The sequence below is a fragment of the Lysobacter olei genome (assembly GCF_054777355.1).
The window spans coordinates 139,109-159,756 of record NZ_BAAHAT010000005.1 but is presented as its reverse complement, the minus strand read 5'-3'; the positions used below and the strand labels follow the sequence as shown (position 1 = coordinate 159,756).

Annotated in this window: 20 protein-coding genes and 1 pseudogene; 1 reads left to right on the top strand and 20 read right to left on the bottom strand. The window is 67.4% G+C overall.

The window, feature by feature from the left end:
* Positions 1-16 precede the first annotated feature (16 nt).
* The 19 genes and pseudogenes from pgsA to ACYVBS_RS09000 form a co-directional block, all read right to left on the bottom strand.
* Entirely contained in the window at positions 17-598 is a 582-nt protein-coding gene (pgsA, locus tag ACYVBS_RS09090) for a CDP-diacylglycerol--glycerol-3-phosphate 3-phosphatidyltransferase (RefSeq protein ID WP_460823202.1), read from the bottom strand.
* Complete coding sequence (gene uvrC, locus ACYVBS_RS09085) at positions 598-2,592, bottom strand: excinuclease ABC subunit UvrC (protein WP_460823201.1); 1,995 nt, start codon at positions 2,590-2,592, stop codon at positions 598-600. Before uvrC ends, pgsA begins: the two co-directional genes overlap by 1 nt.
* A gap of 76 nt (positions 2,593-2,668) precedes the next feature.
* Positions 2,669-3,148 (bottom strand): low molecular weight protein-tyrosine-phosphatase, encoded by a 480-nt coding sequence (locus ACYVBS_RS09080; protein ID WP_460823396.1) that lies wholly within the window; start codon positions 3,146-3,148, stop codon positions 2,669-2,671.
* 14 nt (positions 3,149-3,162) lie between these two features.
* A complete protein-coding gene (gene kdsB, locus ACYVBS_RS09075) occupies positions 3,163-3,930 on the bottom strand; it encodes a 3-deoxy-manno-octulosonate cytidylyltransferase (RefSeq protein WP_460823200.1) in 768 nt (255 codons plus the stop codon).
* The gene (gene lpxK / locus ACYVBS_RS09070) at positions 3,927-4,976 is read right to left on the bottom strand and encodes a tetraacyldisaccharide 4'-kinase (RefSeq protein ID WP_460823199.1); all 1,050 of its coding nucleotides are present in this window, start codon (positions 4,974-4,976) and stop codon (positions 3,927-3,929) included. Before lpxK ends, kdsB begins: the two co-directional genes overlap by 4 nt.
* On the bottom strand, positions 4,973-6,721 hold the full coding sequence (msbA, locus tag ACYVBS_RS09065; RefSeq protein WP_460823197.1) for a lipid A export permease/ATP-binding protein MsbA: 1,749 nt from the start codon (positions 6,719-6,721) through the stop codon (positions 4,973-4,975). Before msbA ends, lpxK begins: the two co-directional genes overlap by 4 nt.
* Positions 6,718-7,155, bottom strand: coding sequence for an ExbD/TolR family protein (locus ACYVBS_RS09060; RefSeq protein WP_460823196.1), 438 nt, complete (start codon positions 7,153-7,155; stop codon positions 6,718-6,720). Before ACYVBS_RS09060 ends, msbA begins: the two co-directional genes overlap by 4 nt.
* Positions 7,156-7,158: 3 nt before the next feature.
* Complete coding sequence (locus ACYVBS_RS09055; RefSeq protein WP_460823194.1) at positions 7,159-7,821, bottom strand: MotA/TolQ/ExbB proton channel family protein; 663 nt, start codon at positions 7,819-7,821, stop codon at positions 7,159-7,161.
* Positions 7,715-10,199 (bottom strand): annotated as a pseudogene (locus ACYVBS_RS09050) (DNA internalization-related competence protein ComEC/Rec2); the annotation flags it as partial. The pseudogene ACYVBS_RS09050 and the gene ACYVBS_RS09055, both read right to left, overlap by 107 nt.
* 6 nt (positions 10,200-10,205) lie before the next feature.
* Entirely contained in the window at positions 10,206-10,913 is a 708-nt protein-coding gene (gene lolD, locus ACYVBS_RS09045; RefSeq protein ID WP_460823394.1) for a lipoprotein-releasing ABC transporter ATP-binding protein LolD, read from the bottom strand.
* Positions 10,914-10,932: 19 nt separating this feature from the next.
* Entirely contained in the window at positions 10,933-12,177 is a 1,245-nt protein-coding gene (locus ACYVBS_RS09040; RefSeq protein ID WP_460823192.1) for a lipoprotein-releasing ABC transporter permease subunit, read from the bottom strand.
* Between the two features lie 5 nt (positions 12,178-12,182).
* Positions 12,183-12,590, bottom strand: coding sequence for a hypothetical protein (locus ACYVBS_RS09035; protein ID WP_460823191.1), 408 nt, complete (start codon positions 12,588-12,590; stop codon positions 12,183-12,185).
* A 28-nt stretch (positions 12,591-12,618) separates the two neighbouring features.
* Positions 12,619-12,885, bottom strand: a complete 267-nt coding sequence (locus ACYVBS_RS09030) for an FAD assembly factor SdhE (RefSeq protein WP_460823189.1) — start codon at positions 12,883-12,885, stop codon at positions 12,619-12,621.
* A 12-nt stretch (positions 12,886-12,897) separates the two neighbouring features.
* Complete coding sequence (locus tag ACYVBS_RS09025; protein ID WP_460823187.1) at positions 12,898-13,320, bottom strand: MAPEG family protein; 423 nt, start codon at positions 13,318-13,320, stop codon at positions 12,898-12,900.
* Positions 13,321-13,500: 180 nt separating this feature from the next.
* On the bottom strand, positions 13,501-14,283 hold the full coding sequence (locus tag ACYVBS_RS09020) for a succinate dehydrogenase iron-sulfur subunit (protein ID WP_144814151.1): 783 nt from the start codon (positions 14,281-14,283) through the stop codon (positions 13,501-13,503).
* 18 nt (positions 14,284-14,301) lie between these two features.
* Positions 14,302-16,095 (bottom strand): succinate dehydrogenase flavoprotein subunit, encoded by a 1,794-nt coding sequence (gene sdhA, locus ACYVBS_RS09015; RefSeq protein ID WP_460823186.1) that lies wholly within the window; start codon positions 16,093-16,095, stop codon positions 14,302-14,304.
* 33 nt (positions 16,096-16,128) lie between these two features.
* Complete coding sequence (gene sdhD, locus ACYVBS_RS09010; protein WP_460823185.1) at positions 16,129-16,527, bottom strand: succinate dehydrogenase, hydrophobic membrane anchor protein; 399 nt, start codon at positions 16,525-16,527, stop codon at positions 16,129-16,131.
* Positions 16,524-16,931 (bottom strand): succinate dehydrogenase, cytochrome b556 subunit, encoded by a 408-nt coding sequence (gene sdhC, locus ACYVBS_RS09005; protein WP_460823184.1) that lies wholly within the window; start codon positions 16,929-16,931, stop codon positions 16,524-16,526. The genes sdhD and sdhC overlap by 4 nt, the downstream gene beginning before the upstream one ends.
* Positions 16,932-17,014: 83 nt before the next feature.
* A complete protein-coding gene (locus ACYVBS_RS09000; RefSeq protein ID WP_460823183.1) occupies positions 17,015-17,197 on the bottom strand; it encodes a DUF1674 domain-containing protein in 183 nt (60 codons plus the stop codon).
* Positions 17,198-17,226: 29 nt separating this feature from the next.
* Between ACYVBS_RS09000 and ygfZ the strand changes: the two genes are divergently transcribed.
* A complete protein-coding gene (ygfZ, locus tag ACYVBS_RS08995; protein WP_460823182.1) occupies positions 17,227-18,114 on the top strand; it encodes a CAF17-like 4Fe-4S cluster assembly/insertion protein YgfZ in 888 nt (295 codons plus the stop codon).
* A 163-nt stretch (positions 18,115-18,277) separates the two neighbouring features.
* On the opposite strand, the gene ACYVBS_RS08990 is transcribed toward ygfZ, so the two are convergent.
* Positions 18,278-20,560, bottom strand: a complete 2,283-nt coding sequence (locus ACYVBS_RS08990) for a thiamine pyrophosphate-dependent enzyme (RefSeq protein ID WP_460823181.1) — start codon at positions 20,558-20,560, stop codon at positions 18,278-18,280.
* Between the last annotated feature and the right edge of the window lie 88 nt (positions 20,561-20,648).

Below are 20,648 nucleotides of genomic sequence, written 5' to 3'. Positions count from 1 at the left end.
CATGGAACGCAGTATGTCAACTGGTTTTCACATCCGCGCGCAGGCTGGGCCACGCGGCACGCAGATAGGCCATGCCCGACCACAACGTCAGCAACGCGGCGACAGCCAGCATCCAGTCACCCAGCTTGAACAGCAGCGTCAGCGGATCGCCCAATCGATCGGGCGCCGAGTACAGCAGCACGGTCAGCGCCACCATCTGCACGACGGTCTTGAGCTTGCCGATCGTGGCTACCTTGACCTTGGCGCGCTGCCCAAGCTCCGCCATCCATTCACGAAGCGCGGACACCGCGATCTCGCGGCCGATGATCACCGCGGCCCACAACGCCATCCACGGCGTGGGGTGCTTCTGCACGATCAACAGCAATGCCGTGGCCACCATCAACTTGTCGGCGACGGGGTCCAGGAACGCGCCGAAAGCGGAGTGCTGGTTGTAACGCCGCGCGATCCATCCATCCAGCCAATCGGTGATGGACGCAAACGCGAAGATGAAGGCAGCGGCGAAACCGGTCCATTTGTACGGCAAATAAAACACCGCGACCAAGACCGGGATCATCACGATCCGCAGCAGGGTCAGGATGGTGGGTACCGTCAACTTCATCATTCGCTCCGCGATTCCAGTCCGTGCAGGGTCGCATAGATCCGCTCGGCAAGGGCGGCATTGACGCCCTCGACCCGGGAAATTTCCTCAACGCCGGCGGCCTTGAGCCCCCCCAGGCCGCCAAAGTGCTTCAACAGGTTAGCGCGTCTGCGGGGGCCGATGCCGGGGATGTCCTCTAAACGGCTGACACTCCGGGCCTTCTGGCGACGGCCCCGATGCCCGGTAATGGCAAAACGGTGCGCCTCGTCACGCACTTGCTGGATCAGTTGCAGCGCGGGCGACTCCGCGCCGGGACGCACCGAGCGGCCGTCCGGGAGCAGAAGTTCCTCATCACCGGGGCGGCGCTCGGGCCCCTTGGCGACCCCCACCAGCAATACGCCCTCGACCCCCAGCTCCTCGAGTACGGCCCGGGCCTGGGCGACCTGCCCTGCCCCGCCGTCGATCAGCAGGATGTCCGGAAGAACCCCCAGCTCGGAGGACGCGCGCGGGTGCTTGCGTGACGGTGCCTTGGCACCATTCACGCTGGCCTCGCCCGTCGCCTCCATGACGTCGGCCCTCCATGGGACCTCGGCTCCTTCTGCTTGGCCGCGCGCCTCCGCTCCGCGCGTGCCCTCCAGCACGGATGCCCGCTCCTCCATCGCACGCCTGAAGCGGCGATAGATGGCCTGGTGCATGGCCGCGTAGTCGTCGCCGGGCTCGATCCCGGTGATGTTGAAACGGCGGTACTGGCCGCGCACCGGCCCCTCGGCATCGAACACGACGCAGGACGCCACGGTCGCCTCGCCCATGGTGTGGCTGATGTCGAAGCACTCGATGCGCTTTGGCAACTCGGGCATGTCCAGCAGTTCACGCAGTGCCTGCGCGCGCGCATGCTGGGCGGCGTGGCTGGTGCGTTCGGCGGCCAGCGACATCTCGGCATTGCGCCGCGCCAGGTCGACGTAACCGGCGCGTTCGGCGCGCACGTTGTGACGGATCTGCACCCGCCGGTCGCTGGACGCAGACAGCGCCTGTTCGATCATCTCGCGGTCGGGGATGTCACGGTCCAGGATGATCTCGCGCGGCGGATTCTGCTCGCCGTAGTACTGCGAAACGAAGGCCGCGAGCACTTCTTCCGGGTTGTCACTGCCGTTGGTGCGGGGGAAGAACGCACGGGTACCGAGGTTTCGACCGTCGCGGAACGCCAGCAGCAGCACGCAGGCCTGGGCGCCGTGCATGGCGATCGCCAGCACGTCCAGGTCGGCTGCCCGGCCATCCACGTACTGGCGCGCCTGCAGGGTACGGATGGAGGCAATGAGGTCGCGCAAGCGCGCCGCGTTCTCGAAATCCAGCCGTTCGGAGGATTCCTCCATGGCCTTCGTCAATTCGCCGGTCAGCTCATCGCTGCGACCTTCCAGCAGCAGCGTGGCGCGGCGAACGCTCTCGGCGTAATCGCGCGCCTGCACCAACCCAACGCACGGTGCGGTGCAGCGCCCGATCTGGTGCTGCAGGCACGGTCGCGACCGGTTGCGAAACACGCTGTCCTCGCAGTTGCGAAGGCGGAACAGCTTGTGGATCAGATTGAGCGTGTCGCGGACCGCCATCACGCTGGGGTACGGGCCAAAGTAGCGACCCGGCACGGCACGCGGACCACGATGCATCGCGATGCGTGGCCAGGTTTCATTGGTCAGCAGCACGTACGGGTAGCTCTTGTCGTCGCGCAGCAGCACGTTGTAGCGCGGTTTGAGCGACTTGATCAGCTCGTTCTCGAGGATCAATGCCTCGGCCTCGGTGCGCGTGACCGTGACCTCCATGCGCGCTACTTGCGACAGCATGGACATGATGCGCGCCGACTTGGGCGTGGCATTGAAATAGCTGGACACGCGGTTCTTCAGCGCGCCCGCCTTGCCGACGTACAGCACCGATTCATCGCCCGCGATCATCCGGTACACGCCTGGCGCGGTGCTGAGCGTTCGAACGAAGGCCTTGCCGTCGAATGGAGGCACGTCGGTGGTCATCGGGTCCTGCATCGATACGTCATCTGGGGCCGATTATGCGTCAGGGCAAGCATCCGGCAGCCGGTGCGTGCCGGACTCAGCGCCATTGCCCCTGGCGGCCCAACAGGCGCGCGATGGCGCCATCGGCGGCGCGCTCCAGCAGGGACCAACTGTGCTCGAACTCCATGGTCCCGCCCGTATAGGGATCGGGGACTTCGTCCGCTTCGGCCACCCCGCTCCACTCCAGCAACAGCGCCGTTCGTTCGTGCAAGGCGGGATCGATGCGCGCCCGGACGTCGGACAGGTTGTCGCGGTCCGCGCACAGCAGCCAGTCGAACGCCTCGGCGTCGCGGCGACGGAACTGCCGCGCACGCAGGCCACCGATGTCCACGCCATGGCGCGCGGCCGTCGCGATCGCCCGCCGATCCGGCGGTTGACCCACGTGCCAATCGCCGGTTCCGGCAGACTCCACCAATACGCGACCACGCAAGGCTGACGCCTCGATGCGGGCCCGCAGGACGCCTTCACCCATCGGTGACCGGCAGATGTTGCCGAGGCACACCACCAGCAACCGCACGGGTTCGCTCATCGTCAGTGGCTCCGGCTGGTGACCAGCGCTTCGGCCCGGGCCAGGTCTTCGGGCGTGTCCACGCCGGGCGGGAACGGCTCAGGGGTCATGGCCACGGCAATCCGGTGGCCGGCCTCGAGCACGCGAAGTTGTTCCAGCGACTCCACTTTCTCCAGCCGCCCTTGTGGCATCGCGGCAAACTGGCGCAGGAAGCCCGCACGGTAGCCATAGATGCCGATGTGCCGCATCCACACGTCGTCGTCGGGCAGGAACGTCCGGTCTTTGGCGAAGGCATCGCGCGGCCACGGCAGGGGCGCCCGGCTGAAGTAAAGCGCATCGCCACTCTGGGCCGTCACCAGCTTGACGGCGTTGGGGTCGAACAGTACTTCGACGTCGGTGATCGGGGCCGCCAACGTACTCATCGGGGCGCCGCTGTCGCGTACCAACTCGGCCACCAGGCGGATGCCGCTCGCGGGCGCGAATGGCTCGTCACCCTGCAGGTTGACCACGATGGTGTCGTTGGACCAACCCGCGATCGTGGAGCACTCGGCCAGGCGGTCGGTGCCCGAGGCATGGTCGACTGAGGTCATGGCCGCCTGCACGCCACAACCCTCCAAGGCAGTGGCGATGCGTTCGTCATCGGCAGCCACCCAGACCTCGCGTGCGCCAGCAGCCAGTGCGCGGCGGGCCACATGCAGCACCAAGGGCTCACCACCCAGCAGGCGCAACGGTTTGCCAGGCAAGCGCGAGGCGGCGTAACGGGCGGGAATGGCGACAACGAAATCGGTCATGGCGCGGCTTGGTGATGGGAAGTGCGGGCTTGGGAAAGGCGATTGAGCAAGGCCACCCAGAAGGCCTCGGGTAACTCGGCGTCGATCGGCACGCTGTAAAACAGGTCGCTACCGAATTCCGCGCACTTGACCGCGTCCTTCTCTGTCATCAGCACCGGCAGGCGGCTTCCGAACTCGAAGTCCGCGCGGGTGTAGCGATGGTGGTCCGCGAACGCATGGGGCACGACCGCAATGTCGAAGCCACGCAGCATGTTGAAAAAGCGCTCTGGATCACCGATGCCGGCCACGGCATGCACGCGCTGCCCCGCGAAGTCGGACAGGTTGCGAGCCCGTCCGCCGGCGAGCGGAATCGCACGTTCGGCACGCAGACGCATCGGCCACTCACCAAAGCCGGTTTCCCCGTTCAGCGTGGGGGTGCCGGGTCCGCCGAGGTTCACCACCCGGAAATCGCACAGGCGCGCCCGCGCGGGCCGTTCGCGCAATGGACCGGCGGGCAGCAACTGGCCGTTGCCATAGCGCCGGCGCGCATCGATGACCTCGATCTCGACGTCGCGCTGCAATCCGTAATGCTGCAATCCATCGTCGCAAACGACGATGTCGCAGCCGGCCTTCGCCAGCGCCAGCGCCGCCTCAGCGCGGCGCGCATCGGCGCGCAGGCGAACCCCCGTCCGGCGCACGATGAGCGCGGGCTCGTCGCCCCCTTCCCGCGGCGTTGTGCCGGGCTCGACCCAGAGGGCCCGCCGGGGGTTGTCGCGACCGTAGCCGCGGGTTGCCACACCCGGGTTCCACCCCTCGGCACGCAGGCGCTCGACCAGCGCAATCGTGAGCGGCGTCTTGCCAGCCCCACCGACGGTAATGTTGCCCACCACCACGACAGGGATACCGGGGTGACGGCGGCGCAACAACCCCATGCGGTAGAGGCGGCGGCGCAACGCCCCCACCACGCCATACAGGGCGGCAAAAAGTCGGGCATGCAAGGGGACGGGCGTGTCGCCATACCACCACGCCGGATGATGATCGCGGGGCGCGCCTTGCGGTCCGCTCATTGCGCCTCTCGAAACTGCATGCGGTGAAGGTGGGCATACAGCCCGTCGCGGGCCAGCAGTTCGGCGTGGCTGCCGCGTTCCACGATGCGGCCCTCGTCCATCACCAGCACCTGGTCGGCGTGCTCGATGGTGGACAGGCGGTGCGCGATGACCAGCGTGGTGCGGTTCGGCATCAGGTGTTCCAGCGCGTCCTGCACCAGGCGTTCGGACTCGGTGTCCAGCGCGGCGGTGGCTTCGTCCAGGATCAGGATGGGCGCGTCCTTGAGCATGGCCCGGGCGATGGCGAGGCGCTGGCGCTGGCCGCCGGAAAGGCGACCACCCTTGATGCCGATGGACGTCTGAACGCCCTCCGGCAACCGCTCGACGAACTCCATGGCGTTGGCGCCGCGGATGGCGCGCTCCAGCCCTTCGGGCGGTGCCTGCTCCATCTCACCATAGGCCACGTTGGCCGCGACGGTGCCGTCGAACAGCATGACCTGCTGGCCTACGAGCGCAATCTGACGGCGCAGATCGGCCAGGCGATAACGTTCGACCGGCTGCCCATCCACCAGGATCTGCCCGGACTCGGCCTCGTAGAAACGGGGGATGAGTTTGATCAGGCTGGACTTGCCGCTGCCGGAACGGCCCACGATGGCGGTCACGGTGCCCGGGCGCGCGACGAAGCTGACATTCGCCAGTGCCGGCTGCGCTTGCCCCGGGTAGCGGGCGGTGACATCACGGAACTCCACGAGGCCCTGCGCGCGTGCGAGCGCCTGGGTGCCCCGGTCAGGCTCGTCCGGCGCATCCAGCACCGAGAACAGCCGCTGCGCCGACGCCACGCCGCGCTGCAGCATGCCCTGCACGTTGGTCAGCTGCTTGATCGCCGGGATGATGGCCATCATCGAGGTCATCAACACCACGAAGCCGCCTGCGCTGAGGCGTCCGGCCACGGCCTCGCGGCCGGCCATGAACAGCAACGCGGCGAGCCCCACGGAGCCCATCAACTGGACCATCGCCGAGGAGATGCTGCGGGTGGACTCCACCTTCATGCTCAGGCGCAGGTGGGTGTTGGCCTGCCCGGCATACCGGTTGAGCTCCGCGTCCTGCGCACCGTAGACCTTGACCTCCTGCTGGTTGGACAAGGACTGGTCCGCCAACTGCAGCAGTTGCCCGCTGCTCTCCTGGATGCGATGACTGATGCGGCGGTAGCGGCGGCCCACGTTGTCCATCACCCAGGCCAGCGGCGGTGCCAATACCAGGATGGCCAGGGTGACCTTCCAGCTGGTGTGCAACATCACGGCCAGCATGAAGAGCACCTGCAGTGCCTGCTGCATCATCACCTTCATCGCGTCGATGGCGGCAGCGGCCATCTGGTCGCTGTCCGATCCCAGGCGCGTCAGCATGGACGGCACAGGCTCGCTGTCGAAGCGGAGCCCGGGAAGGCGCAGGTACTTGCCCAGCACCTGCACGCGCAGGTCGCGGGCGATGCCACGACTGGAACGCGCCATGCTCATGTCGGTGATATAGCCCGCGATGCCGCGCACCACGAACAGGCCCACGATCTGCAGCGGCAGAATCAGGCTCAGCTGGGCATTCTTGCTGATGAAGGTCTCATCGACGATCGGCTTCATCAGCATGGTGAATGCGCCCGCGGCGGCCGCTTCCACCAGTGCAGCCACGAGGCCTACCAGCAGCAACACCCGGTACGGCCGGGCGAAAGAAATCAGGCGTCGATAGGTCTCCCACGACGAAGACGCGTCGCTCATTGACGCGCCCCAGCGGGTGCCTTGGGCGTGGGCGCGGTGGCGATCATCACCTTGCGGAAGCCCAGTTGGCCGAGTGCGTCGTACGCCGTCACCACCGCCTGGTGCGGGGTACGCGCATCGGCACGCAGCAGCACGGGTCGCTCGCGGTCGTTGCCGGCGACTTCCGCAATCGTGGCTTTCAGCGAATCCAGATCATCGCGCAGCACCTCGCGGTCGTGCACGAAGTACCGGCCGTTGGCGTTCACGAGGATGGACAGCGCCTGGTTGGAGTCGCTGGCCTCGCCGGTGGCACGCGGCAATTCCAGCTTCAGCACGCTGCGTGCGTCGAACGTGGCGGTAACCACGAAGAAGATGATCAACACCAGGATGACGTCGATCATCGGGACCAGGTTGATCTCCGGCTCGTCGTCGGCGCGGTGGTCGCGAATCCGCATGCGTCAGCTCGCGCTCACCGGCGGGGTGATGCCGTGGGCGCCAGGCGCCACCTTGGCCGAGGCCGGACGCGGCTCGATCGTGTCCAGTAGCGCGATGGCCTCGGACTCCATGTCGACGATGTATTCGGCGATGCGGCCACGGAACCAGCGGTGGGCGACGAGCGCCGGGATCGCCACGATCATGCCGGCCGCGGTGCACACCAGCGCCTTGCCGATGCCGCCGGCCAGCTGGTTCACATCGCCGATGCCGTGGTCGAGGATGCCCAGGAACATCTGGATCATGCCCACGACGGTGCCGAACAGGCCCAGGAGCGGGCCGGCGGCGGCGATCGTGCCGAGCGTGTTTAGGTAGCGCTCCATCCGGTGGACGAGGTGGCGGCCCACGTCCTCGATGCGCTCGCGGATCTGGTCACGGGGACGGTTGCGCACGTCCAGCGCCGCGGCGAGCAGCGTACCCAGCGGCGAGGTGCGGCGCAGGGTGTCGATGTGGGTGGGGTCCAGCTTGCCGCCGCCGGCCCAGTCACGCACTTCCTTGCCCAGCCCCGGCGGAATCACGACCTTGCGGCGCAGGGTCCATGCGCGTTCCACGATCAGGGCCAGCGCGAGCGCCGACAGCATCAGTAGCGGGATCATGGGCCAACCGCCTGCCTTGACCAGTTCCAGCACTCGCAAACCTCCGGCACGCGGCCGTCTCAATCCGACCGATAGGATAGCCCAGCCCGGCCCTGCTCCAAGCGCTGTTCGGCGTCCCACAGGCGACGGTGTGTTGCCCGTCGCGTTTCGGGCACGGGCACACCTTCGCCCAACCTGAATGTGATCGCGCCCGTGCGGGCGCTGTCCCACACCGTGGCGCCCGCGTCGCGCCAGCGCTGGACGATGGCGGGCCGCGGGTGCCGGAACAGGTTGCCGTGGCCAGTGGACATGATGGCGTGCCGGGCCTGGGTCGCCTTGACGAAAGCCGGATCGGAAGAGGTCTCGCTGCCGTGATGGGCCACGACCACCACGTCGGCCACCAGCGCCGAGGGCTCACGGCGGACCAGTTCGCGCTCGATGATGTCGCCGATGTCACCGGTGAGCAGCAGCACCCCCTGCCGGGTCTCCATGCGCAGCACGCAACTGGAATCGTTGGCCAGGTAGGGAAAGTACGGAGTCGGGTGCAGGAAGCGAAAACGCACGCCGTCCCAGTCCCAGCTGTCCCCGGCGACGCAATTGCGGGCACCTTTGATGCCGCTGCCTTCCGGCCCCAGCAGTGACGGCAACGGGTAGGCCGCGCGGACCGCCTCCAGTCCACCCGCATGGTCATTGTCCCCGTGGCTGAGCACGGCCCGGTCGATCCAAGACACGCCCTTGGCACGCAACGTCGGCAGCACGGCCCGCTCGCCGGCGTCGAAGCCGTCCCTCATGGCCGGGCCGGTGTCGTACAGCAAGCTGTGGCTCGCCGTCCGCACCAGCACCGACAGGCCTTGGCCCACGTCGATGACCGTGACCTCGGCCACCCCGTGGGCCGGCAACCGCCGGTCGGGCCACAACAAGGGCAGCCAGAGCAGCAGGGCAAGCGGCTTACCGGGCACACCGCGCGGCAGCAACAACCAGAACGCCCCCAGCAACGCCAGCGGCAGGGCGAACCAGCGCGACTCGGCCACCCACCACAACGCAAAAGGGCTGTTGCCCAGCCATTCAAACAGCGGCCAACTGAGGTCAAAGCACCAGGCCGCGGCCCGCAGGGGCCAGACGCCCAGCCCGGGAAGCAACGATTCCAGTGCGCCCCCCATCAGCGACAGCGGCACGACCACCAGGCTCCACCATGGCACGGCCACCAGGTTGGCCACCGGTCCGGCCATCGAAACCTGCCCGAACAGCAGCACGGCCATCGGCAACAGGCCGATGGTCGCCACGCCCTGCGCCGACAGAAACTCCCGCACCGGCTGGCGCCCTCCCTGGGGAAGGCACCACATCAACCACGCGACGCCCATGAAGCTGAGCCAGAAGCCCGCTCCCAGCACCGACAGCGGGTCATACAGCACGACCACAATCCCCGCCAGCGCCAAGGTATCGAAGGGCGACACCCGGCGACGTCCGCCCAGTGCCAGCGAGACAGCCGCGATCATCAACGCCGTTCGCACCGTGGGCACCGCAAAGCCGGCCGCGGCGGTGTAGGCCAAGGCACCCGCCGTTGCCGCGAGCGCGGCCGCCACCCGACGGGGCAGAAATACCCCCAGCGCAGGCAGCAGCCACCACAAACCAAACGCCAGCGCCGCGAAGAACCCCGAAACCACGGCGACGTGCGAGCCCGAAATGGCGATGAGGTGGGTCAATCCGTTGGCCCGGAGCAATGCCCAGTCGTCATCGCTGATGGCACGGGTGTCGCCAATCGCCAACGCACGGACGAAACGGGATGTGTCACCGGGAATGGCTGCGGCGATACGCATCGACACCCGCTCTCGCCATGCCTGCAAGCCCACCGCCTCTCCCAATCGCTCGGCGGTCTTCGGGTGGCGCACCTGGGCGTTGGCGGTAATGCGCCACGCGAATGCATGCTTCTCGGCATCCGAACCCCCGGGATTGCGCAGACCACGGGGCGCCTTCAACCGCACTCTCAGTCGCCAACGCTGACCCGCCTGCACACTGCCTCGCTGGGTGGCGTCGGCGTCGCTCCAGGACACGCGCAGCCGACGCCCGCGCAGCGGCTCCGGCTGCGACACGTCGCGATCGACCTTGAACAGAAACCGCGTCTGCCGCACTTCGTGCTCGGGCAGGTCGTCCACGGTCCCGGTGAGCGTCACCACCCGCTTCTCCCATGCCGCAGGCAATTGTTCGGTCAGCACCTGCGTCGCATGCGCGCCAGACAGGCCGATGCCAACCAGCAGGGCTCCGACCCAACGCCACTGCGCCGCTTTCCACCACAGCGCGCCGCCGACCAGCAGCGCGAGCACGCTCGGGCCCATGCCAAAGGCGGTTGGCCACAACAGCGCTGCGGCGGTACCGCACACCAGCGCGGCCGCGGTGGTGACTCCGAAGGGCGGCGTCCTTGCCGCGAATTCCATGGTCGACTAGACCTCGTCTGGCGCCAGTTGCCGGAGCTTCCCTTCGTGCAGCTCCATCACGCGGTCCAGGCGACGCGCCAGGCGGCGATCATGCGTGACCAGCACCAGGCTGGTGCCCTGCTCCCGGTTGAGGCCCAGCATCAGATCGAAAACGGTGGCGGCCGTCTTCTCGTCCAGGTTGCCGGTGGGCTCGTCGCCCAGCACGCAGGCCGGATTGTTGACCAGCGCGCGTGCCACTGCGGCCCGTTGGCGCTCACCACCGGACAGTTCGCCTGGCTTGTGCTGCAGCCTGTGGGCCAGGCCCACGGCCTCCAGCAATGCAGAGGCGCGCTTGCGCCCCTCCGCCACGTCAGCGCCGCTGAGCAGCACTGGCAGCATCACGTTTTCAAGCGCTGTGAATTCGGGCAGCAGGTGGTGGAACTGGTAGACGAAGCCGAGCGCGCGGTTGCGCAGCGTGCCGCGTGCCTTGTCCGACAGGGTGCTCATCTGCTGGCCGGCCACGAACACCTCGCCCGCGGTGGGCTTGTCCAGCCCGCCCAGCAGGTGCAGCAGCGTGCTCTTGCCAGCACCCGACGCGCCAAGGATGGCGACGGTCTCGCCCTTGCGCACGGCCAGGTCCAGCCCGTCGAATACCGGGGTGCGCATCTTGCCCTCGGCATAGGTCATGCCAAGACCCTGGCACATCAGCACGGTATCGGCGGAGGACTGGTTCATCTTCGATGCGCTCACGTTGTCACTCATAGCGAAGCGCCTCTGCAGGTGCCGTGCGCGCCGCACGCCACGCGGGGTAAATCGTCGCGAGGAACGCCATGACCAGCGCGATGGCCGCGATCATGATGACATCACTGCCCTGCAGATCCGTTGGCAGCCCGGTGACGTAGTACACGTCGGCAGGCAGCAACTGGTAGCCGGTCAGCATCTCGATGCCGAACAGGATGCGCTCCAGGTTCAACGTCAACAGCACGCCACCCACCACGCCCAGCACCGTGCCGATCACGCCAATCAGCGAGCCCTGCACCATGAACACCTGCATGACGCCGCCCGGCGAAAGCCCCAAGGTACGCAAGATGGCGATGTCAGCCTGCTTGTCGGTCACCAACATCACCTGGGAGGACACCAGGTTGAAGGCGCCCATCGCAATGATCAGCGACAACAGGACCGCGATGAGGGTCTTCTCCATCTTGAGCGCGCGGAACATGTTGGCGTTTTCGCTGGTCCAGTCGCTGACGCGGTAGACGTCGCCCAGGTTGAGCGCCAGGTCACGCGCCACATTCCACGCCTGGTCCATGTCATGCAGCTTCAGGCGCACGCCGGTCACGCCGTCGCCCATGCGCAGCACGCGCTGCATGTCCTGCATGTGGACGAAGGCCATGCCCTTGTCGTACTCGTTGTAGCCGGCCTCAAAAAGGCCGCTGACCGTGAAGCGCTTCAGCTGGGGCAGCGCACCCATCGGAGTGCTGCGGAAGTCGGACGTCATCATCGTGACCTTGTCCCCCACCCCAACGCCCAGCCACAGCGCCAGCTCCTTTCCGAGGATGATGTTGAAGCTGCCCGGCTGCAGCGAGCCGAACTTGCCCTGGGCCATCCGGTCGGCGATGACCGAGACCTTGGGTTCTTCCGCGGGTACGACACCGCGCACCATCGCGGGTTGGTTGCGAGCGCCCGTCAGCAATGTCTCTTTCTCGACGTAGGGCGCTGCACCGGCGACCCGCTTGTCCGCGGCGGCCAACTTCACGGCGTGCTGCCAATCATGCACCGGCTCGCCGTACCCGCTGACCGTGGCGTGGGCGACCATCTGCAGCATGCGGTCGCGAATTTCGCGCTGGAAGCCGCTCATCACCGCCAGCGTGGTGATCAGCGCCGCCACGCCCAGCGCAATGCCGAGGATGGACGCCAGCGAGATGAAGGAGATGAAGCCGTTACGGCGCTTGGCGCGGAGGTAGCGCAGGCCGATGGCAACGGGGATGGGCTTGAACATGGCGGCTATGGTGCCACCGAAGGGCGTGACGGCGAAGTCTCGCGATCACGCAGGGCCAGCCGGAGTTCACGGCGACTTGCCCCTTGGGTGACGTCGGGCCACAGCACCGTCCGGAACGGTCGCCCATCCTGCCCCCGGCACCGCAGGAAGGCAGCCGCGCCCCGCCAACGGACCTCCAACGCGATCAACGGATGCCCGTCCAGCGTCGGTGGCTCCAGCGGGCCAGCCTCTTCCCCTTGCCGTACGGGCGGCAACCCTGGGACCTGCAACGTCCGCCACGGCTTGCGCAACTCGCATCGGGCCAACCAGGCGGCATAGGCCAGCGCCAGGGGCGCCCCCAGCCAGGCCCACCCTCGCGGCAGGTCGCTTGCAAGCAGCGCCACCACCGCAAGCCCACCCAACAGCAGGAGCATCAGCGCCAGCTGGCGCGACGGCCCCCACTCAAGGTGGCAGCTGGCGAATCCGTTGGACGAGCGTGTCGAGTTCCGTGTCACTGGCGGCCTCGTGCCCCATGAACCAGTGCCACAGCCTATCGTCCTCGACTTGGATCAGCCGTAGGAAGACCTCCCGCTCGGAGGTAGGCGCCTGCCGCCATGAGCGGGTCAGGTAGCGGTCGAACATCTGGTCGAGCTCGCGCATGCCGCGGCGGCATTTCCAGCGCAGGCGGCGCAGTTCGGCGTCATCGTCAGCGAGGGGGGTATCGGTCATCTCAAGTTCCAATCAACCGGTCAGGAGGCCGATCGCCAGATAGGCCCACAGCAGCCATAGCGCCATGCCGCCGGCAACATACGCGATGAAGCGATGCATGACCTTGTTGTAGGTCACGTGGATCGCACTGTGCACCACGCGCAGCGCCACGAAGATCCACGCCATCCCCAGGCTGATGCTGTCGACCATGCCGATACGGTCGGCCACCACCAACGCCACGTAGAACAGCACCGGCAATTCGAACAGATTGCGGAAGTTGTCAGCGGCACGGCTGTCGGTCAGCAGCGCGGTGGCCTGCGCGGAGGTGGCCACCTTCTGCGGATGGATGCGATCCCGCTTCATCTGCCCGATACGCATGAAATACATGCGCCACCAGACCACAAACGTCAGCGCGGCCATGGCCAGTGCGGGAAGGAAAATCGCGCGGTCATCCATCGCTGCTCTCCGTGGTTCCATGATCGGGGCGACCATGCGTGGCAGGACTATACCCGCACCGCGCCACGGGAGTGCCCCTTGGCTGGCGGATCTGCCGACCGGGACTTGCTGGGCTTTCCATCGCCCCAAAAACAACCGGGCCCGCACGTGGCGGGCCCGGAGCACAACAGGCGGTTTGCGTCAGACTCGACGCGCCAGCATCAGCTTCTTGATCTCACCAATGGCCTGCGCCGGGTTCAGCCCCTTCGGGCAGGTGCGGGCGCAGTTCATGATGGTGTGGCAGCGGTACAGCTTGAACGGATCTTCCAGGTCGTCCAGGCGGGCACCGGTGTCCTCATCGCGGCTGTCGATGATCCAGCGGTAGGCCTGCAGCAGGATGGCCGGGCCGAGGTAGCGGTCACCGTTCCACCAGTAGCTCGGGCAGCTGGTCGAGCAGCAGGCACACAGGATGCACTCGTACAGGCCGTCGAGCTTCTTGCGGTCTGCCGGCGACTGCAGGCGCTCGCGGTCGGACGGGGTCGCGCTCTGCGTGCGCAGCCACGGCTTGATCGACGCGTACTGCGCGTAGAAGTGGGTCAGGTCCGGAACCAGGTCCTTGACCACTTCCATGTGCGGCAGCGGGTAGATCGGGACCTCACCCTTGCCGCAATCCTCGATCGCCTTGGTGCAGGCCAGCGTGTTGGTGCCGTCGATGTTCATCGCGCACGAACCGCAGATGCCCTCGCGGCACGAACGGCGGAAGGTCAGGGTCGGGTCGATCTCGTTCTTGATCTTGATCAGCGCGTCCAGGACCATCGGACCGCACGTCGCCATGTCCACCTCGTAGGTGTCCACGCGCGGGTTCATGCCGTCGTCGGGGTTCCAGCGGTAGACCTTGAAGGTGCGCGGCTGCTTGGCACCGGCGGTCGGCCAGTGACGGCCCTTCTGGATCTGCGAGTTCTTCGGGAGGTTGAATTCGGCCACGGGTGTGCTCGCTCCAGATCAGTAAACGCGCTTCTTCGGCGGGATGACGTCGACGTCGCCGCTGAGCGTGTACATGTGCACCGGACGGTAGTCGATCTTGGTGTTGCCGGCTTCGTCCACCGAGCACAGGGTGTGCTTCTGCCAGTTGGCGTCGTCGCGGTCCGGGAAGTCCTCGCGGGCGTGGGCGCCGCGCGATTCCTTGCGGTTCTCGGCCGAGACGATCGTCACCAGCGCCTGGTCCAGCAGGTTGGACAGCTCGAAGGTCTCGATCAGGTCCGAGTTCCAGATCAGCGAACGGTCGGTGACCTTGACGTCGGCGAAGGACGCGTGGATCTCGCGCATCTTGGCCACGCCCTCGGCCAGCGTCTCGCCGGTGCGGAACACCGCGGCGTCGGCCTGCATGGTGCGCTGCATCTTGTCGCGGATGACCGACGTCGGCGTGCCGCCGTTGGCGTTGCGCAGCTTGTCCAGGCGGGACAGCGCCTTGTCGCAGGCGTCGCTGGCCAGCTTGGCCTGCTTGCCATCGCGCTTGACGGTCTCGGCGGCGCGGTTGGCGACGGCGCGGCCGAACACCACCAGGTCGAGCAGCGAGTTGGAGCCCAGGCGGTTGGCGCCATGCACCGACACGCACGCGGCTTCACCAATCGCGTACAGGCCCGGCACCACCGCGTCGGGGTTGCCGTCGCGCAGCTGCACGACTTCGCCGTGGTAGTTGGTCGGGATGCCGCCCATGTTGTAGTGCACGGTCGGGATCACCGGGATCGGCTGCTTCTCGACGTCCACGCCGGCGAAGATGCGCGCCGACTCGGCGATGCCCGGCAGCTTCTCGTGGATGACCTCGGGGCCGAGGTGGGTCAGGTCGAGCAGGATGTGGTCCTTGTGCTCGCCGACGCCGCGGCCTTCGCGGATTTCGATGGTCATCGAGCGGCTGACCATGTCGCGCGGGGCGAGGTCCTTCACGCTCGGGGCATAGCGCTCCATGAAGCGCTCGCCGTTGCTGTTGCGCAGGATGCCGCCTTCGCCGCGCACGCCTTCGGTGATCAGGCAGCCCGCGCCGTAGATACCCGTCGGGTGGAACTGCACGAACTCCATGTCCTGCATGCCCAGGCCGGCGCGCAGCGCCATGCCGCCGCCGTCACCGGTGCAGGTGTGGGCCGAGGTTGCCGAGAAGTAAGCGCGGCCGTAACCGCCCGTGGCCAGCACCGTGCCCTGGGCCTTGAACAGGTGCAGGGTGCCTTCGGCCATGTCGAGGGCCAGCACGCCGCGGCAGGCGCCGTGCTCGTCCATGATCAGGTCGAGGGCGAAGTACTCGATGAAGAACTGCGCGTCATGCGCCAGCGACTGCTGGTACAGGGTGTGCAGGATGGCGTGGCCGGTGCGGTCGGCCGCGGCGCAGGTGCGCTGGGCCGGCGGGCCTTCGCCGAAACGGGTGGTCATGCCACCGAACGGACGCTGGTAGATCTTGCCGTCGTCGGTGCGCGAGAACGGCACGCCGTAGTGCTCGAGCTCGATGATGGCCGGAATTGCTTCCTTGCACATGTACTCGATGGCGTCCTGGTCGCCCAGCCAGTCCGAACCCTTGACGGTATCGAAGAAGTGGTAGCGCCAGTCGTCCTCGCCCATGTTGGCCAGCGCCGCGGCCACGCCGCCCTGCGCTGCCACGGTGTGCGAACGGGTCGGGAAGACCTTTGTGATGCACGCGGTCTTCAGGCCCTTCTGGGCCAGGCCGAAGGTGGCGCGCAGGCCGGCGCCACCGGCGCCGACAACCACCATGTCGAAGGTGTGTTCCTGGATCTTGTAGGCGGATGCCATGGATCGGTGTCCTCTAGCTAGGGCGGCGACGGCTTAAAGGCCGCCCAGCGCGATGCGGATGACGGCCAGCACGCTGGCGATCGCAGCGAGGGCACAGACGAAGCGGATGAGAAGCTGCGTGACCACGGCCAGGCCCGGCGTGTGCACGTAGTCCTCGGCGATGACCTGCAGGCCCAGCTGGGCGTGCCAGAACATCGCCACCAGGAACGCGACCAGCACGGTGGCATTGAACGGGTTGGCGACGGTGGCGCGCACGGTGGCATAGTCGGCACCGGCGTTGAACACGACCAGGCCGAGCACATACAGGCCCAGGAACACCAGCGCGACGGCGGTGATGCGCTGGACGATGAAGTGGTGCGTGCCGTCCTTCGCGGAGCCGAGGCCACGCGCGGTCTTCAGCGGGTTGCGGAGACGGGACTTGTGGGCGCTCATGCACCACCTCGCTGCATCATGGCGACGATCCAGATCAGTGCGGTAACCGCGAGGCTGCCGAAGATGCTGGTCCAGCTGCTGCGGACGAAAGCCTCGACCTTGTAGCCGTAGCCGGCGTCCTGCACCAGGTGACGGATGCCGTTGAGCAGGTGGTAGGCCAGCGCCCAGCTCCACCCGAACAGCACCAGGAAGCCCAGCGGCGAGGTCGCGCAGGCGGCGACTTCGGCCCACTGCTCGGGACCAGCGGCGAGCTTGAGCAACGCGCCCATGATCAGCAGGCTGCCGACGAAAAGGATGACACCGGTGGCGCGGTGCAGGATCGATGTCACCATCTGAACCTGCCAGCGGTAAACCTGCAGGTGTGGCGACAAGGGACGTTCGCGAACGCGTGGGTTATCGGCCATGAGCGTGCGGTGTCTCTCGGCTGGGCGGCGGGGCCGCGTGGCAAGACGATGGATCGGCGGGAAGTGCGGGATGCGGGTCGGCGTCAGAAGTCGATGCAGCGGCCGCTCTTTTCCCAGTCGCCGTAGCGGACGGGGTCAAGCCCCTCGCGGCCGCCGTGCTCCACTGGCGTGGGCTTGGGCGTGTCCTGGGTCGTGTCGGGCTTGGTGACCGGCTCGGCCGTGGGCGAGGGTTCGGAAGCTGCGTCGTGAGCGCTTTGACCTATCATCTGAGCCCTAAATGTTAAGCCTCGAACCCATGCCAGACAAGTCGCACGCTACGCCTGACGGGCTTTGTGCCCTCTCCAACCATCGTCTTATAACCCTTTCGGGGCGGGACGCCGTGGCGTTTGCGCAGGCGCAGTTCATGAACGACGTGACCCTTCTCGCCGATGGGCAGTGGCAGTGGAATGGCTGGTTGACCCCCAAGGGGCGCGTGGTTGCGCTGTTCGCCCTGCTGCGCGTGGACGCGGAAACGCTGTGGCTGGTGGTGCCGGATGCGGACCCTCGGCCGCTTGCCGATGCGCTGAAACGCTTTGTGTTCCGGAGCAAGGTCGCCATTGCGTTGCGCGAGGATCTGTACGTCGCGGGTCGGCTGGATGCGCCTGTCGTCGCATCAGCGGCGATGGCGGCCGTCACGACCGACGCGACGGGCGGTGCGGTGGGAGCGGAACTGGACATGAGTGGCGAAGGCGGCCCGAGGACGCTGTCCATCTCGGCATCGCCGCGCACGCCCTCGCCGACCTTCGATGCCGCATGGGCGGCGGCAGACCTGCGCCATGGCCTGCCCCGCCTGCCTGCGAGCCAGGCCGAACACTGGACGCCGCAGCAACTGTCGCTTGAGCGCCTGAAGGCCTTCAGCGTCAAGAAGGGCTGCTACCCGGGCCAGGAGATCGTCGCGCGGACCCACTTCCTGGGCAAGGTGAAGCGTGGGCTGATGCTGGTGGAGAGCACTGCGTCGCTGGATGCAGGCGCCGAGTTGCTTGCGGCGGGCAGTGCGCTGGGCACTGTCGTGGCCTCAGCTCGCGATGAAGCAGGATCGATCGGATTGGCGGTGGTGCCCTTGGAGCGTGACGCATCCGCCGCGCTGACCTTGGGCGCGGCGCCCGTCACGGAGGCCGCGCTGCTGGGAGGCTTGGCCCGCTAGCCTCAACGCGCTGCTGACGCGCCTGGCAGTTGACTGCCCCAGGCACCGCGGCGTCGACCTGCAGGCAACCGGCAACCCGCCCTACCCGGGCCGCGGGTTGCCTTGCTGACGACCAGCACCCAACGGCAGGCGACGCTATCCAGGCCGCCAGCCGCAAGTCGCCTCAGACCAACCGGTCAGCCGCCGCGACGATGTCGTCATCGGCCGGAATGACCAGGAACGCGGCACCCGCCAGCGGGGTGTAGGTGTCGACCCCCACCACGCGCTGGAACGGACGCGCGCTGTAGCCGCCCTCAGCGATGGCGGTGATGACGCCCTCGCCCACGCCGGCGCTGTGGCGGCCTTCGTCCACGATCAGGATGCGCTTGGCGGTTTTCGCCTGCTCGCGGATGTACTGCTCGTTGAGCGGCACCAGCCAGCGCAGGTCCACCACCCTCGCCTTCCAGCCGTGCTTCTGTTCGATGCGCCGGGCGGCGCGCAGGCTCATTGGCACACCATTGCCGTAGCTGAAGATCACCAGGTCGTCGCCATTGCCACCGCTCTCGGGCAGGTACACGCGGCCTTCGCCCAGCGTCATGGCCTCGCCTGGTGCCGGATACTGCGTCAGCCACTGGCCGTCGCCCGCTTCGTACAGGTCCTTGGTCATGTACAGCGCGATCGGCTCGAGGAACACGCTGACGCGGCCATCGACCTTGGACAGCGCGGTCAGGGTACGCAGCATGGTCGCGGCGTCATCGCCACGCGACGGGCAGCCCACCACGAGGCCCGGGATGTCGCGCAGCGCGGTGATCGAGTTGTCGTTGTGGAAGTGGCCACCGAAGCCACGCTGGTAACCCAGGCCGGCGATGCGCACCACCATCGGGTTGGCGTACTGGTTGTTGCTGAAGAACTGCAGGCTGGCCGCCTCGCCGCGGATCTGGTCGCAGGCGTTGTGGAAGTACGCGAGGTACTGGATCTCGGGGATGGGCAGCATGCCGACGTTGGCGAAGCCCTGCGCCATGCCCAGGATCATTGTCTCGTCGAGCAGCGTGTTGAACACGCGACGGGCGCCGAAGGCCTTCTGCAGACCCTTGGTGACGGTGTACACACCGCCCTTCTGCGCCACGTCCTCGCCGAACAGCAGCGTGTCGGGGTACTTGGCGAAGATGTCGTGCAGCGCCTGGTTGATCTGGATGGCCAGGTGGCGCGGCGGCTGGTTCTCCGGCAGCTTGGCCTCGCTGCCAAACGCGGCCAGGCGGCGGTCCGCATAGTCGGCGCGCTTGGCCTCGGCTTCGACCTTGGCCGGGGTGTACGGGGCCAGTGACGCGACCACGTCGGCCAGGTTGTCCAGCTTGGGACGGCGATCGGCCTCTTCGGCCGCGGCAAAGCACTTCTGGCGGGTGGCCTCGTACAGCGCCAGCACCTCGTCCTTGCTCATCAGGCCCGATTCGATGGCGATGGCCGCCGAGCGCAGCAGCGGATCGGTGGCTTCCACCGCACACAGTTCCTCGACGCTGCGCCACTCGATCTCGAAATCGGTGCCCGCGTGGCCCATGATGCGCGTGGTGCGCAGGTGCAGGAAGGTCGGGCGACGTGTGCGGCGGCAATGCTCAACCGCGGCCTGCACCTGGCCGTAGCCGTTGGCCAGGTCCAGGCCATCGGCGAAGAAGTAATCCAGGTCGGGGCGATTGCGCATGCTCTCGGCAATCCAGCCGGTCGGCGTCTTGACCGAGATGCCGATGCCGTTGTCCTCGCACACAAACAGCACGGGCGCCGGCAACTTCTGGTACGCGGTCCACGAGGCCGCATTGAACGCGGTCTGGGCGGTGGCGTGGTTGGCCGAGGCGTCACCGAACGAGCAAATGGTGATGCTGTCGTCGGGAATGGGCAGCTGCGTGCCCAGGCGCTTGCCGGTCTCGATAGCCACGGCGGTGCCGAGCGCCTTGGGCAGGTGCGAGGCAATCGTCGAGGTCTGCGGCAACACCCACAACGGCTTGCTGCCCCACACCTTGTGGCGGCCGCCGCTGGCCGGGTCGTCCTTGCTGGCCGCGAACGACAGCGCCGAGTCCATGATCGGATCCATGCCCGGCAGCTTGCGGAAGCGCTCGGCCATGAAGCCGCCGGAACGGTAGTGCAGGAACGCGGGATCGGTGTGCCGCGCAGCGCGCGCCACCATGGCGTTGCCCTCGTGGCCCGAGGAACCGATCGTGTAGAAGACCTTGTTCTGCACACGCAGCACGCGCGCCATCAGGTCGAGGTGGCGGCTGATCAGCTGCGATTCGAACAGCTCGCGAAACCCCTGCGCGTCCAGCGCGCTGCCGTCGAGGATCGCCTCGCCCGGCGCCGGTCGCGCCTGGCGCTGGCCGTCCCACGCCTTCACGAATTCCGTGAAGTTGACGTCGCAGATCTCGGCGCGGTTGAGGCCCTTCATGCGGGCCGGAATGGGGTTGGGAACAGTGGCGAACATGCGGAAGAGGCTCGGTAAGGCGCGCCTGCCCGCACGTCGCAATGGCCGTGCCGGCGCGGGGCGCAGGTTCTTGCCCGCGCCTCGCCGG

Excerpts from the sequence above, each read along its gene's own strand:
- ygfZ (WP_460823182.1), top strand. The coding sequence starts at position 17,227 with ATGCCAGACAAGTCGCACGCTACGCCTGACGGGCTTTGTGCCCTCTCC.
- ACYVBS_RS09040 (WP_460823192.1), bottom strand. The coding sequence starts at position 12,177 with ATGTTCAAGCCCATCCCCGTTGCCATCGGCCTGCGCTACCTCCGCGCC.
- ACYVBS_RS09030 (WP_460823189.1), bottom strand. The coding sequence starts at position 12,885 with ATGACCGATACCCCCCTCGCTGACGATGACGCCGAACTGCGCCGCCTG.
- sdhA (WP_460823186.1), bottom strand. The coding sequence starts at position 16,095 with ATGGCATCCGCCTACAAGATCCAGGAACACACCTTCGACATGGTGGTT.
- ACYVBS_RS08990 (WP_460823181.1), bottom strand. The coding sequence starts at position 20,560 with ATGTTCGCCACTGTTCCCAACCCCATTCCGGCCCGCATGAAGGGCCTC.
- lpxK (WP_460823199.1), bottom strand. The coding sequence starts at position 4,976 with ATGAGCGGACCGCAAGGCGCGCCCCGCGATCATCATCCGGCGTGGTGG.
- ACYVBS_RS09035 (WP_460823191.1), bottom strand. The coding sequence starts at position 12,590 with ATGCTCCTGCTGTTGGGTGGGCTTGCGGTGGTGGCGCTGCTTGCAAGC.
- msbA (WP_460823197.1), bottom strand. The coding sequence starts at position 6,721 with ATGAGCGACGCGTCTTCGTCGTGGGAGACCTATCGACGCCTGATTTCT.
- lolD (WP_460823394.1), bottom strand. The coding sequence starts at position 10,913 with ATGAACCAGTCCTCCGCCGATACCGTGCTGATGTGCCAGGGTCTTGGC.
- kdsB (WP_460823200.1), bottom strand. The coding sequence starts at position 3,930 with ATGACCGATTTCGTTGTCGCCATTCCCGCCCGTTACGCCGCCTCGCGC.
- ACYVBS_RS09060 (WP_460823196.1), bottom strand. The coding sequence starts at position 7,155 with ATGCGGATTCGCGACCACCGCGCCGACGACGAGCCGGAGATCAACCTG.
- sdhD (WP_460823185.1), bottom strand. The coding sequence starts at position 16,527 with ATGAGCGCCCACAAGTCCCGTCTCCGCAACCCGCTGAAGACCGCGCGT.
- sdhC (WP_460823184.1), bottom strand. The coding sequence starts at position 16,931 with ATGGCCGATAACCCACGCGTTCGCGAACGTCCCTTGTCGCCACACCTG.
- uvrC (WP_460823201.1), bottom strand. The coding sequence starts at position 2,592 with ATGACCACCGACGTGCCTCCATTCGACGGCAAGGCCTTCGTTCGAACG.
- ACYVBS_RS09000 (WP_460823183.1), bottom strand. The coding sequence starts at position 17,197 with ATGATAGGTCAAAGCGCTCACGACGCAGCTTCCGAACCCTCGCCCACG.
- ACYVBS_RS09025 (WP_460823187.1), bottom strand. The coding sequence starts at position 13,320 with ATGGATGACCGCGCGATTTTCCTTCCCGCACTGGCCATGGCCGCGCTG.
- pgsA (WP_460823202.1), bottom strand. The coding sequence starts at position 598 with ATGAAGTTGACGGTACCCACCATCCTGACCCTGCTGCGGATCGTGATG.